This window comes from Candidatus Pantoea deserta (assembly GCF_003813865.1).
Classification (GTDB): domain Bacteria; phylum Pseudomonadota; class Gammaproteobacteria; order Enterobacterales; family Enterobacteriaceae; genus Pantoea; species Pantoea deserta.
The window spans coordinates 1-13,798 of the sequence record NZ_RMVG01000023.1 but is presented as its reverse complement, the minus strand read 5'-3'; the positions used below and the strand labels follow the sequence as shown (position 1 = coordinate 13,798).

Sequence of the window (13,798 nt, the reverse complement as noted above, 5' to 3'; positions counted from 1 at the left end):
GTCCTGAATTTAGTCTTTTTACTTTGACAATCGCCTGCGCTTTTGCGAAAACAATGACAGAAGCGAAGAAGATGGAGAGAGCGAAAACAGGAATTCATTCCTCGTTTTGCCCTTTTCACCGGATAAATTTCAGCCTGACATGGGTAATGACGCATGATGTGGACAGACAACATGCGTCATGCGGATGGATGCGCGAAGGCGTACAGGCTCTGATTCTTCACTTCAATAATGCCTTGAACAGTGACTGTTTTCAGGGTGTGGCAGGTAAAGGGAAGGAATTAAGAGAGACAATAATAATGGTAGACAATAAGAAACGCCCCGGAAAAGATCTCGACAGAATCGACAGAAACATTCTGAATGAACTTCAGAAAGATGGTCGTATTTCCAACGTAGAACTTTCCAAACGCGTAGGATTATCGCCTACGCCATGTCTTGAGCGTGTGCGTCGCCTGGAGCGTCAGGGTTTTATTCTGGGCTATACCGCGCAGCTTAACCCGCATTATCTCGATGCATCGCTGCTGGTTTTCGTTGAGATTACTCTGAATCGTGGCGCGCCGGATGTGTTTGAACAGTTTAACGCCGCTGTGCAAAAACTTGAGGAAACTCAAGAGTGTCATCTGGTTTCCGGCGATTTCGACTACCTGTTAAAAACGCGCGTGCCGGATATGTCCGCGTACCGTAAGCTGCTTGGCGAAACCCTGCTGCGTCTGCCTGGTGTCAATGACACCCGTACTTACGTGGTCATGGAAGAGGTCAAACAGAGCAATCGGCTGGTAATCAAAACCCGATAACGCAGCGCAGGTGCAAAACCTGTGATATTTCGATACACTCCTGTGAATTCATACAGGACCAGCGTCGGGCTTGCCCGGCGCTGTTGCCTTCATAATTTACAGGCACCTGGAGAGTTCTCTTGAGCCAGGAATACACAGAAGATAAAGAAGTTTCGTTAAAACCGCTCAGCAGTGGACGCCGTCTGCTGGAAGCGTTACTGATACTCGTTTCCCTTTTTGCCATCTATTTGATGGTGTCGCTTGTCAGCTTTAATCCTTCCGATCCGAGCTGGTCGCAGACCGCCTGGCACGAACCGATCCACAATCTGGGCGGCGGTGTAGGCGCCTGGCTGGCAGATACGCTGCTGTTCATCTTCGGCATCATGGCTTATGCCATTCCGCCGGTCATTATTGGGCTGTGCTGGATTGCCTTCCGCCAGCGCGAGCAGCAGGATTATATCGACTACTTCGCTATCGGCCTGCGCCTGATCGGCGTGCTGGCGCTGGTCGTCACGACCTGCGGGTTAGCCGCGCTCAACGCCGATGACATCTGGTATTTCGCTTCTGGCGGGGTTATTGGCAGTCTGGTCAGCAACGCTATCGCGCCGTGGTTTAGTCCGGCTACCGGCACCCTGGCGCTGCTGTGCGTCTGGGCCGCAGGCATTACGCTCTACACCGGCTGGTCATGGCTGACCATCGCTGAGCGCATCGGCGGGGTAGTCATGGGCGTGCTGACCTTTGCCAGCAACCGCTCGCGTCGCGATGAGCCCTGGCAGGAAGATGAAGAAGAAGATGAGGCTGAAGCTGCGCCGCGCTATGCCGCAACGCAGGATGACGAAGACGTACTGCTGTCCGCGCCGCGCGCCAGCGCCATACAGCCACAGCAGGAAGCGGCCGATCCGCTGCTGACAAAAGCGGCGGCCGCCACTGACGCGGCCTTGAACGCGGCTGCGGACGCCGCTGGCGTGTCGGCAGCTATCGCGCCCGCTGCGTCGGCTGCCGCGCCTGTTACGCCCGCCGCGTCGGTTACACCGGCTGCCGGGACGCTTCCGCCGACTGCCGCGCCCTTATCGGTTCAGCCTGAGACGGTACAGCCCGTTGCGGCTCCTCAGCAACCGGCAACACCGGCTGCGACTCCGCTGTCTCAGCCAGCCGCGGCCGCTGAGCCGCCGCGTTATCACTTCGAGATGCCGCAGGATCAGCCTGCGCCTGCCTTTACCGGCTGGGAAGAGGATGAAGGTCCGCAAATGGGCAACTGGCGTGACGCTGAAGTGAGCGCCACTGCCTCGGTTGCCGCAGCAGGCGCGGTCGCTGCGCAGACCGCCTCCGGACCGCTGTTCGATGTGGCTCCTGAATCAGACTACAACCCGCAGGTAAAACAGGGCATCGGCCCTGCGCTGCCGCGTCCAAACCCCGTTAAACTGCCTACCCGCCGCGAGCTGGCCTCTTACGGCATTAAACTGCCTTCCCAGCGTATGGCGGAGGAAAAAGCCAAAGCCGAAGAGCAGCAGCGCGTCGAAACATCGCCGCAGACGGAGATGTCCCAGTCTGAATGGTCGATTGAACAGCAGGACGAGCAGGACCAGGCGCAGCTGCGCGACGCCTTCGCCAGCCAGCAGCAGCAGCGCTACGGCGAGAGCTGGCAGCCGGATGAGGAAGAAGAGCAGGCTGCGGAACAGGCTGCGCTGGCGCAGCAGTTCGCCTCTCAGCAGCAGCAGCGCTATGGCGAGGTGGAACAGGAAGAGACGTCTCCAGCATTTAACCTGGACACCTCTTCTGTGTTCGACTTCTCGCCCATGAAAGATTTGGTGGACGATGGTCCGGGCGAGCCGCTGTTTACTATTGCCAGCACGCCGGAACCAGACGCGCCAGCGGCGACGCATGCGTCGTGGCAGCAGCCTGCCGAAACGCCGGTTGCGCAGCCGACTGTGCCGGTTGCCGCGCCGTCGGCGTCCAGCGGGTTTGCCCCAGCCGCGCCGCAGCAGCCGTCGGCGACCAGCGGGTTTGCCTCAGCCGCGCCGCAGCAGCCGTCAGCGACCAGCGGGTTTGCCCCAGTCGCGCCGCCGCAGCCGTCCGCGACCAGTGCGTTTGCGCCCGCCGCGGCGGAGCAGACTCCGGCCCCGTCCGCGCCAGCCGCCTCGCCGCAGCCTGGCTCACTGGATAACAGCCTGATCCATCCTTTCCTGATGCGTCATAATCAGCCGCTGGAGAAGCCCTCTACGCCGCTTCCGACGCTGGATCTGCTGACGTCGCCGCCAGCGGAAGAGGAGCCGGTTGATATGTTCGCCCTTGAGCAAACGGCGCGCCTGGTCGAAGCGCGTCTGGGCGACTATCGCGTTAAGGCCGAGGTAGTAGGTATTTCGCCGGGTCCGGTGATCACTCGCTTCGAGCTGGATCTGGCGCCGGGCGTGAAGGCCGCGCGCATCTCCAACCTGTCGCGCGATCTGGCGCGTTCGCTCTCGGCCGTCGCGGTACGCGTCGTGGAAGTGATTCCAGGCAAACCCTATGTCGGGCTGGAACTGCCTAACAAGCATCGTCAGACGGTCTATTTACGCGAGGTGCTCGACTGCGCCAAATTCCGCGATAACCCGTCGCCGCTCTCCGTGGTGCTGGGCAAGGATATTGCCGGACAGCCGGTGGTAGCCGACCTGGCGAAAATGCCGCACCTGCTGGTTGCCGGTACCACCGGTTCCGGTAAATCGGTGGGCGTGAACACCATGATCATTAGCATGCTGTATAAAGCGACGCCGGAAGAAGTACGCTTTATCATGATCGATCCGAAAATGCTGGAGCTATCGGTTTATGAAGGTATTCCACACCTGCTGACCGAAGTGGTCACCGACATGAAAGACGCGGCCAATGCGCTGCGCTGGAGCGTGGGTGAGATGGAGCGTCGCTACAAGCTGATGTCGGCGCTGGGCGTGCGTAATCTGGCCGGATACAATGAAAAAGTGGAACAGGCGGAAGCCATGGGCCGTCCTATTCCCGATCCGTTCTGGAAGCCGGGCGACAGTATGGACACCACGCCGCCGGTACTGGAAAAACTGCCTTATATCGTGGTGCTGGTGGATGAGTTCGCCGATCTGATGATGGCAGTGGGCAAAAAGGTGGAAGAGCTGATCGCCCGACTGGCGCAGAAAGCGCGTGCGGCGGGGATCCACCTGGTGCTGGCCACACAGCGTCCGTCTGTCGATGTGATCACCGGCCTGATTAAAGCTAATATCCCGACGCGTATCGCCTTTACCGTGTCGAGTAAAATTGACTCGCGTACCATTCTTGACCAGGGCGGCGCTGAATCCCTGCTGGGTATGGGGGACATGCTCTATATGCCGCCTAACTCCTCTATGCCGGTTCGCGTACATGGCGCCTTCGTGCGCGATCAGGAAGTGCACGCTGTTGTGCAGGACTGGAAAGCGCGCGGCCGTCCGCAATATATTGAGAGCATCACCGCGGGCGAAGAGAGCGAAGGCGGCGGCGGCGGTCTGGAGGGCGATGAAGAGCTGGATCCGCTGTTCGATCAGGCGGTCGCTTTCGTGGTAGACAAACGTCGCGCCTCGATTTCTGGCGTACAGCGTCAGTTCCGTATTGGCTATAACCGCGCCGCGCGTATCATTGAACAGATGGAAGCGCAGGGCATTGTCTCTGAGCCGGGCCATAACGGCAACCGCGAAGTCCTTTCTCCACCGCCGCACGAAATGTAGTGCGACATGCTTTGCAACAAACAATCATGGGCCAGTTTTTACTGGCCCATTGTTTAGATGCGTTTTACCCCCTATATCACATAACGCTTTCGGGTTTTTCTCCTGGCTCCATGCCGGAACGGCGACCAGAATAAAGACAGTATTCACTGGATAGAGATAAATAAGGAATTGAAGCAGATGAAATCAAGCCTAATCGTGCCTGGCCTGTTGGCCGTTTTTGCCTCTGCCAGCGTAATGGCGGATGCTTCCAGCGATCTGCAACAGCGCCTGAATAAGGTCAACAGCTTCCACGCCAGCTTCACGCAAAAAGTGACCGACAGCAGCGGCGCTAACGTGCAGGAAGGCGAGGGTGAGCTTTGGGTTAAACGGCCCAGCCTGTTCAACTGGCATATGACCGCGCCGGATGAAAGCGTAATCATCTCTGACGGGAAAAACCTGTGGTTCTATAACCCCTTTGTGGAACAGGCCAGCGTCAGCCTGTTGAAAAATGCGACCAGCAATACGCCGTTTATGCTGATTGCGCGTAACCAGCCCTCCGACTGGCAGCAATACAATATCAAACAGCAGGGCGACACCTTTGAGCTGACGCCGAAGAACAGCGACGGCAATCTCAAGCAGTTCACGCTTTCCGTGACCGCTTCGGGAACCATTAATCAGTTCAGCGCGATTGAGCAGGATGGCCAGCGCAGCAGCTATCAGCTTAAAAGCCAGAAAAACGGCGCCATCAGCCCGGATAAATTTACCTTCACGCCGCCTAAAGGGGTGACGGTAGACGACCAACGACAGTGAGGTAAGCGTGGGTAATCTGTCTCTGGATTTTTCCTCTGAGGATTTCAAGCCGCTGGCGGCGCGTATGCGACCTGAAACGCTCCAGCAGTATATCGGTCAGCAGCACCTGCTGGCACCGGGGAAACCCCTGCCGCGCGCTATTGAGGCGGGTCACCTGCACTCAATGATCCTCTGGGGACCGCCAGGCACAGGTAAAACCACGCTGGCGGAGATTATCGCGCGCTATGGTAACGCTGACGTAGAGCGTATCTCCGCCGTAACCTCCGGCGTCAAAGAGATTCGCGAAGCGATCGAGCGAGCACGCCACAGCCGTCAGGTCGGGCGACGCACTATTCTGTTCGTCGACGAGGTGCACCGCTTTAACAAAAGCCAGCAGGATGCGTTTTTGCCGCATATTGAAGATGGCACCATCACCTTTATCGGCGCAACGACGGAGAACCCCTCGTTTGAACTGAACTCTGCGCTGCTGTCGCGCGCGCGCGTCTATCTGCTGAAGTCCCTGACCACCGCCGATATTGAGCAGGTGCTGGACCAGGCGATGCAGGATAAAGCGCGCGGCTATGGCGACAGCGATATTCTGCTGCCTGACAACACGCGGCGTATGATCGCCGAGCTGGTGAACGGCGATGCCCGTCGCGCGCTCAATACGCTGGAAATGATGGCGGATATGGCGGAGAGCAATGCACAGGGCAAACGCGAGCTGACGCCGCAGCTGCTGACGGAAGTCTCCGGCGAGCGCGCGGCGCGCTTCGATAACAAGGGCGACCGTTTTTACGATCTCATCTCCGCGCTGCATAAATCGGTACGCGGTTCCGCGCCGGATGCGGCGCTGTACTGGTATGCGCGCATTATCACCGCCGGCGGCGATCCGCTCTATGTGGCGCGCCGCCTGCTGGCGATTGCTTCAGAGGACGTCGGCAACGCCGATCCGCGCGCGATGCAGGTGGCGATTGCCGCCTGGGACTGTTTTACCCGCGTAGGACCAGCCGAAGGCGAACGCGCGATTGCGCAGGCGATTGTCTATCTGGCCTGCGCGCCTAAAAGCAACGCCGTCTATACCGCATTCAAAGCCGCGATGCGCGATGCGCGCGAGCATCCTGACTATGATGTGCCTGAGCATCTGCGCAACGCGCCGACCCGGCTGATGAAAGAGATGGGGCTGGGTAAAGAGTACCGTTACGCCCATGATGAAGAGAACGCCTATGCCGCTGGCGAGGTCTATTTCCCCCCTGAAATGGCGCAGACGCGCTATTACGCGCCGACGCAGCGCGGGCTTGAAGGCAAAATTGGCGAAAAGCTCGCCTGGCTGGCTGAACAGGATCAAAATAGCCCGACAAAACGCTACCGCTAAAACAGACGTTACGGTAAGGTGAACAAGGTTTTCAAGGCATTCCATCGGGAATGCCTTCCTCTATTCTATTAACCTTTATTACACAGGATAAGCATGCTCGATCCCAATCTGCTGCGTAATGAGCCAGACGCAGTCGCAGAAAAACTGGCACGCCGAGGATTTAAGCTGGATGTGGAAACGCTGCGCTCCCTCGAAGAGCGTCGTAAAGTCTTGCAGGTCGAAACAGAGAATTTGCAGGCAGAGCGCAACTCCCGATCCAAATCCATCGGTCAGGCCAAAGCACGTGGGGAAGACATCGAGCCGCTGCGTCAGGAAGTGAACGCGTTGGGCGAACGCCTGGACGCGGCCAAAGCGGAACTGGATGCCCTGCAAAACGAAATTCGTGATTTTGCGCTGGCGCTGCCAAACCTGCCTGCGGATGACGTTCCCCTGGGTAAAGACGACAGCGAAAACCTGGAAATCAGCCGCTGGGGCGAGCCGCGCCAGTTTGATTTTCAGGTCAAAGATCACGTGGAGCTGGGCGAGCTGGCGAAAGGTCTCGATTTTGCCTCTGCCGTTAAGCTGACCGGTTCTCGCTTTGTGGTTATGCAGGGACAGATTGCGCGTCTGCATCGTGCGCTGAGCCAGTTTATGATCGACCTGCATACTGAACAGCACGGCTATCTGGAAACCTATGTGCCTTACCTGGTTAACCATGAAACCCTGTACGGCACCGGCCAGTTACCTAAATTCGGCGAAGACCTGTTTCATACGCGTCCGCTGAGCGAGGAAGCGGGCAGCAGCAACTATGCGCTCATCCCGACCGCTGAGGTTCCGCTGACCAACCTGGTGCGCGACGAGATTGTGGAAGAGGAGAGTCTGCCGATCAAACTGACCGCGCATACGCCTTGCTTCCGCTCGGAGGCCGGCTCCTACGGCCGCGACACGCGCGGGTTAATCCGTATGCATCAGTTCGACAAGGTTGAGATGGTGCAAATCGTCGCGCCGGAAACCTCGATGGACGCGCTGGAAGAGCTGGTGGGCCATGCAGAGAAGGTGCTACAGCTGCTGGGACTGCCGTACCGCAAAGTGCTGCTGTGCACCGGCGATATGGGCGCAGGCTCAACCAAAACGTACGATCTGGAAGTCTGGCTGCCGGCGCAAAACACCTACCGCGAAATCTCATCCTGCTCCAATATGTGGGATTTCCAGGCTCGTCGCATGCAGGCGCGCTGCCGCAGCAAGACCGACAAAAAGCCGCGTCTGGTTCACACCCTGAACGGCTCTGGTCTGGCGGTTGGTCGTACGCTGGTCGCAGTGCTGGAAAACTATCAGCAGGCCGACGGACGTATTCAGGTGCCGGAAGTTCTGCGCCCCTATATGAATGGCGTTGAGTTTATCGGCTAACGCGCCAGCATGATTAAAACCCGGACACGTCCGGGTTTTTTATTGTCTGAATAAGTACGAAGAGGAAACTTATCAGAAATAAACGTTATCGACCCTTCAAGGGGCGTTGCGCTTAAAAATCCAGTTTTTCATAGAGATAGCCTAAAAACCCGTCTGGTTTCACCGCTGTGTAAACTACTGAAGATTAATAAATTAAATTATCTTGCAGCAAAATGTGCTGCGCCTTTTTTTTATGCTTTTCCTTTAATTTCGCCAGTGGCAAACTGCGCGCAACTTCCTCTCTTTTCTTTGGTTTTATCCCTATGTCTACCTGGTCACGTCCCGTGGTGCTGCTGCTTTGCGGCCTGCTTTTGCTGACGGTTGCAATTGCAGTGCTCAATACGCTGGTTCCGCTGTGGCTAACTCACGATGCGCTGGCAACCTGGCAGGTTGGCGTGGTCAGCTCGTCCTTTTACACCGGCAATCTGCTGGGTACATTGATTGCAGGCTGGCTGATCAAGCATTACGGCTTTAATCGCAGCTATTATCTGGCCACGCTGGTTTTCGCTGGGGCGACCGCCGGGCTAATGATGCTGGAAGGCTTCTGGGCCTGGTCGACCCTGCGTTTTGGCGCGGGTATCGGCTGTGCGCTGATCTGGGTCGTGGTGGAAAGCGCGCTGCTGTGCAGCGGCACGGTGCGTAACCGCGGGCAGCTGCTGGCCGCCTATATGATCGTTTACTATCTCGGCACCGTGGCCGGGCAGCTGCTGGTGAGCAAAGTCTCTACGGAGCTGTTTAGCGTGATCCCGTGGCTTGCTGCTCTGATGCTGTGCGCTATTCTGCCGCTGATTTTTGTCAAAGTGACGGCCGCCAGCGAAGCCACCGAGGCCGCGCCGGGTAAAATCTGGCCAATGTTGCGTCGCCGCAGCTCAAGGCTGGGCATCAACGGCTGTGTTATTTCCGGTATCGTTCTGGGATCGCTTTATGGCCTGATGCCGCTCTATCTCTCTCATCAGGGAATGAGCGATGCGAATGTTGGCTACTGGATGGCGCTGCTGGTCAGCGCCGGCATCGTCGGACAGTGGCCGATCGGCCGACTGGCCGATCGTTTTGGCCGCCTGCTGGTGCTGCGCGTGCAGGTGTTCGTTGTGATTCTGGGCGCGATTGCCATGCTGACCAACGCCGCGATGGCGCCTGCGCTTTTTGTGCTCGGTCTGGCAGGCTTTACGCTCTATCCGGTCGCCATGTCCTGGGCGTGCGAAACGGTGGCGCATCATGAGCTGGTGGCGATGAATCAGGCGCTGCTGCTGAGCTATACCCTGGGCAGCCTGGCGGGTCCGAGCATGACCGCGATGCTGATGCAGAACTATTCTGACCGCATTCTGTTTGTGATGATCGCCGGTGTGGCGCTGGTTTATCTGGTGATGCTGCTGCGTAAGGCGGATCAGCAGGCGACGCCGGTGGCGCACGCCTGACAGGCAGGCAGGAGTAACCCGTGCGCCAGGCGTAACGCGCCGGAAGACGTTGTCACCAGCGCCGCGCGCGGGCCTGTTTACCGGCGCGTCTGATGAGCAGAGCGTCGGCCAGGCGAGCAGGGAGATCAGACGTTTTTCTGCCGCGCTTCTGACAAAAAAGGGAGCCTCAGGCTCCCTTCGGGTTAGTACATAACGTAGTGACCGTAGCTGGCGAGAATGTTTTTCACGCGCTCCATGGTCTCTTTAGTCGGCGGCTTCACGCCATCAAGCTTGTACTCTTCGCCCATTGCAATCCATTTATGTTTGCCCAGCTCATGATAGGGCAGCAGCTCGATCTTCTCGACGTTATCCATGTCTTTGGTAAATTCGCCAAGCCGATGCGCAGAGTCATCGTCATCGGAATAGCCGGGCACGACGACATAGCGTATCCAGGTGCGCGTGCCTCTTTTCTGTAGATAGCGGGCAAAATCCATAGTGCGATGGTTAGAGACGCCGACCAGCACCTGATGCACCTCATCATTGATCTGCTTAAGATCGAGCATGACCAGGTCGGTTACGTCCAGCAGTTCATCAATTACCGGATCGTAGCGGCGTACAAAACCATTGGTATCAAGGCAGGTATGAATGCCTTCGGCTTTGCAGGCGCGAAACCAGTCGCGCACAAACTCGGCTTGCAGGATGGCTTCGCCGCCGGATGCCGTTACGCCGCCGCCGGATGCGTTCATAAAGTGCCGATACGACAGCACGTCCTTCATTAGCTCTTCAACGCTGATCTCTTTCCCGCCGTGCGTGTCCCAGGTATCGCGGTTATGGCAGTAAAGGCAGCGCATCAGGCAGCCTTGAAAGAAGGTGATAAAACGGATGCCGGGACCGTCAACCGTCCCGCAGGATTCGAATGAGTGGATACGACCGTTGCAAGACATTGCGATGATTCTCCAGGTTAGCCTGTTAGCAGGCGCACAATCTCTGTTGTGCTCAGTGGTAAAGTCAGTTTTGACTGGCTTCTTCTTTGAGAGCGCAGACAAAACGGGCCTTGGAGAAAAGGCTCCCGAAGGAGCCTTTTTACAGCTTATCGCATCAGGTTAAAGTGACTGCGTAAAGGTACGCGTAATCACGTCCTGCTGCTGTTCTTTGGTCAGCGAGTTGAAACGTACGGCATAGCCGGAAACGCGGATAGTCAGCTGCGGATATTTTTCCGGATGCTCCATTGCATCCAGCAACATCTCGCGGTTCATCACGTTAACGTTCAGGTGCTGACCGCCTTCGATGCTGGCTTCGTGGTGGAAATAACCATCCATCAGGCCTGCAAGGTTGGTTTTACGCACGTTGTCATCTTTACCCAGCGCATTCGGCACGATAGAGAAGGTGTAGGAAATACCATCTTTTGCGTAGGCGAAGGGCAGTTTAGCCACCGAGGTTAATGAGGCGACAGCGCCTTTCTGGTCGCGGCCGTGCATAGGGTTTGCGCCTGGACCAAAAGGCGCGCCAGCGCGACGGCCATCCGGGGTATTACCGGTTTTCTTACCGTAAACCACATTAGAGGTAATAGTCAGCACGGACTGAGTCGGCACAGCGTTGCGGTAGGTGTTCAGTTTCTGGATTTTCTTCATGAAACGTTCAACCAGATCGCAGGCCAGATCGTCCACGCGCGCATCGTTATTACCAAACTGCGGATAGTCGCCTTCGATTTCGAAGTCAACCGCCAGACCGGTTTCGTCGCGTACCGGTTTCACTTTGGCGTACTTAATCGCAGACAGCGAGTCGGCAGCCACTGACAAGCCAGCGATGCCGCATGCCATTGTGCGATAGACGTCACGGTCATGCAGCGCCATCAGCGAGGCTTCATAGCTGTATTTATCGTGCATGTAGTGGATGATATTCAACGCGGTCACATACTGTTTCGCCAGCCAGTCCATGAAGTGATCCATGCGGCCCATAACGGTGTCGAAATCCAGCACTTCATCGGTAATCGGCGCCTCTTTCGGACCGACCTGCATTTTCAGTTTCTCATCCATGCCGCCGTTGATTGCGTACAGCAGGGTTTTCGCCAGGTTGGCGCGCGCGCCGAAGAACTGCATCTGTTTGCCCACGATCATCGGGCTAACGCAGCAGGCGATAGCATAGTCATCGTTATTAAAGTCAGGACGCATCAGATCGTCGTTCTCATATTGCAGAGAAGAGGTATCGATGGAGACTTTCGCCGCGTATTTCTTGAAGTTCACCGGCAGTTTTTCTGACCACAGAATGGTCATGTTCGGCTCAGGCGACGGACCCATAGTGTAAAGGGTATTCAGGAAACGGAAGGTGCTCTTCGTCACCAGCGTACGGCCGTCAACGCCCATACCGGCCAGCGATTCGGTTGCCCAGATCGGGTCGCCTGAGAAGAGTTCATCATATTCCGGCGTACGCAGGAAGCGAACCATGCGCAGCTTCATAACCAGATGGTCAATAAGTTCCTGCGCCTGTTCTTCGGTGAGTTTACCGGCTTGCAGGTCGCGTTCGATATAGATGTCGAGGAAGGTCGACACGCGACCAAACGACATGGCCGCGCCGTTTTGTGATTTCACCGCAGCGAGATAGCCAAAGTAAGTCCACTGTACGGCTTCCTGCGCGTTTGTTGCCGGGCCGGAAATGTCGCAACCGTATTTGGCCGCCATCTCTTTGATTTGGGCCAGCGCGCGATGCTGTTCAGCAATCTCTTCACGCAAGCGAATGGTGGCTTCGAGATCGACGCCGTTTTCCAGGTTGTCTTGCAGCGAGTTGAACTGCGCCAGTTTATCCTGCATCAGGAAATCAATACCGTACAGGGCAACGCGACGATAGTCGCCGATGATACGGCCGCGGCCGTAAGCGTCAGGCAGACCGGTCAGGACCCCGGATTTACGGCAGCGCAGGATGTCCTGGGTATAAACGTCGAACACGCCCTGGTTATGGGTTTTACGGTAGTCGGTGAAAATTTTCTTAATCGTCGGATCCAGCTCGCGGCCATAAACTTTACAGGAGCCTTCCACCATTTTGATGCCGCCAAAGGGAATAATGGCGCGTTTCAGTGGGGCTTCGGTTTGCAGACCGACGATTTTTTCCAGTGATTTCTCAATGTAGCCCGCATCGTGCGCGGTGATGGTTGAGGCGAGATCGGTATCGAAATCGACGGGCGCATGGGTCCGGTTTTCAATCTTGATGCCTTCCAGCACGGCGTTCCACAGTTTTGTGGTCGCGTCGGTGGCGCCGGCCAGGAAAGATTCATCGCCTTCATACGGGGTGTAGTTCTTTTGAATGAAGTCGCGAACGTTAACGCTGTTCTGCCATTCGCCGTTGGCAAATCCTGCCCAGGCCGCAGCCTGTTTTGCATTCAGATCGGTCATGATATACCTGCCTTATCTAAGAAGACTTTATGTTGATGTCGCCAGCTGCGGCGGCATCTGCCAGAAATGGTTAGTGCGCGGTAGAGCCGTTGCGTAAATAAATTACCCAGTAAGTGAGTCCTACCAGCAAACCGCCGCCGATAATGTTGCCAATCGTCACCGGAATCAGATTATCGATAATAAAGTTAACGGGGCTAAGTGCCTGGAACTGGTCGGCGCTGGCGCCAGCGGCCTGCCAGAATGCCGGGCTGGAGAAGTCGCGAATAATAATGGCGAGCGGAATAAGGAACATGTTAGCGATACTGTGTTCGAAACCGCTGGCGACGAACATGGAAACCGGCAGGATCATGGCGATGGTTTTGTCGACCAGGCTGTGGCCGGAATAGCTCATCCACACCGCCAGACACACCATTAAATTTGCCAGCGTGCCGAGGCAGACCGCCTCAATAAAAGTGTGATGCATTTTATGATCGGCCGTTTGCAGCACGTTCAAGCCCCAGGCGCCGTTTGCCGTCATATGCTCGCCGGAAAACCAGATTAAGGCGACGAAAAAGAGCGCCCCCGCCAGGTTGCCGATATAAACGTTGATCCAGTTGCGCACCAGCTGACCCCAGCTAATGCGACCGCTGGCTTTGGCGACGACGATCAGAACGGTAGAGGTGAAAAGGTCGGCACCGCAAACGACGACCAGAATTAAACCCAGAGAGAAACAGATGCCGCCGATTAATTTCGCCACGCCGTAAGGCATACCTGCGGTACCGGTGGTCGCAGTGATATAAAAAACAAAGGCGATGGAAATAAAGACACCGGCGGTAATAGCAAGGAAGAAAGTTGTTAAAGGGTGTTTAGTTGCTTTATAAACGCCTGCGTCTTCTGCCACTTTTGCCATTGCAGCGGGTAATAACAGATTAAAAGGGTTGTCAGCTTTCACACAACGCTCTCCAAAAGATGTCTGGAAAAATACTAACAAAGGAGTATCTGT

General features: G+C 56.5%; 9 protein-coding genes. 6 read left to right on the top strand and 3 right to left on the bottom strand.

Features of this window, described 5'->3' with window-relative positions; translation table 11 throughout:
• The first annotated feature begins 296 nt into the window (after positions 1-296).
• The 6 genes from lrp (at position 297) to BBB56_RS20665 (ending at position 9,451) form a co-directional block, all read left to right on the top strand.
• Positions 297-791 (top strand): leucine-responsive transcriptional regulator Lrp, encoded by a 495-nt coding sequence (gene lrp / locus BBB56_RS20690; RefSeq protein ID WP_006118610.1) that lies wholly within the window; start codon positions 297-299, stop codon positions 789-791.
• Positions 792-910: 119 nt separating this feature from the next.
• Positions 911-4,471 carry a DNA translocase FtsK 4TM domain-containing protein gene (locus tag BBB56_RS20685; RefSeq protein WP_123802810.1) on the top strand — a complete coding sequence of 1,187 codons (3,561 nt, stop codon included), beginning with the start codon at positions 911-913 and terminating at the stop codon, positions 4,469-4,471.
• A 177-nt stretch (positions 4,472-4,648) separates the two neighbouring features.
• Positions 4,649-5,260 (top strand): outer membrane lipoprotein periplasmic chaperone LolA, encoded by a 612-nt coding sequence (gene lolA / locus BBB56_RS20680; RefSeq protein ID WP_123802809.1) that lies wholly within the window; start codon positions 4,649-4,651, stop codon positions 5,258-5,260.
• 7 nt (positions 5,261-5,267) lie between these two features.
• Complete coding sequence (locus BBB56_RS20675) at positions 5,268-6,611, top strand: replication-associated recombination protein A (protein WP_123802808.1); 1,344 nt, start codon at positions 5,268-5,270, stop codon at positions 6,609-6,611.
• Positions 6,612-6,704: 93 nt separating this feature from the next.
• Entirely contained in the window at positions 6,705-7,997 is a 1,293-nt protein-coding gene (gene serS, locus BBB56_RS20670) for a serine--tRNA ligase (protein WP_123802807.1), read from the top strand.
• A 302-nt stretch (positions 7,998-8,299) separates the two neighbouring features.
• Positions 8,300-9,451 carry an MFS transporter gene (locus BBB56_RS20665; RefSeq protein ID WP_123802806.1) on the top strand — a complete coding sequence of 384 codons (1,152 nt, stop codon included), beginning with the start codon at positions 8,300-8,302 and terminating at the stop codon, positions 9,449-9,451.
• Between the two features lie 182 nt (positions 9,452-9,633).
• On the opposite strand, the gene pflA is transcribed toward BBB56_RS20665, so the two are convergent.
• The 3 genes from pflA to focA all read right to left on the bottom strand — a co-directional run bounded on the left by pflA (position 9,634) and on the right by focA (position 13,747).
• On the bottom strand, positions 9,634-10,374 hold the full coding sequence (pflA, locus tag BBB56_RS20660; protein ID WP_123802805.1) for a pyruvate formate lyase 1-activating protein: 741 nt from the start codon (positions 10,372-10,374) through the stop codon (positions 9,634-9,636).
• 159 nt (positions 10,375-10,533) lie between these two features.
• Entirely contained in the window at positions 10,534-12,816 is a 2,283-nt protein-coding gene (pflB, locus tag BBB56_RS20655) for a formate C-acetyltransferase (protein WP_123802804.1), read from the bottom strand.
• A 70-nt stretch (positions 12,817-12,886) separates the two neighbouring features.
• On the bottom strand, positions 12,887-13,747 hold the full coding sequence (gene focA, locus BBB56_RS20650) for a formate transporter FocA (RefSeq protein ID WP_123802803.1): 861 nt from the start codon (positions 13,745-13,747) through the stop codon (positions 12,887-12,889).
• Positions 13,748-13,798 lie beyond the last annotated feature (51 nt).

Coding starts and splice junctions, on each gene's coding strand:
- lrp (WP_006118610.1), top strand. CDS start 297: ATGGTAGACAATAAGAAACGCCCCGGAAAAGATCTCGACAGAATCGAC.
- lolA (WP_123802809.1), top strand. CDS start 4,649: ATGAAATCAAGCCTAATCGTGCCTGGCCTGTTGGCCGTTTTTGCCTCT.
- serS (WP_123802807.1), top strand. CDS start 6,705: ATGCTCGATCCCAATCTGCTGCGTAATGAGCCAGACGCAGTCGCAGAA.
- BBB56_RS20665 (WP_123802806.1), top strand. CDS start 8,300: ATGTCTACCTGGTCACGTCCCGTGGTGCTGCTGCTTTGCGGCCTGCTT.
- pflA (WP_123802805.1), bottom strand. CDS start 10,374: ATGTCTTGCAACGGTCGTATCCACTCATTCGAATCCTGCGGGACGGTT.
- pflB (WP_123802804.1), bottom strand. CDS start 12,816: ATGACCGATCTGAATGCAAAACAGGCTGCGGCCTGGGCAGGATTTGCC.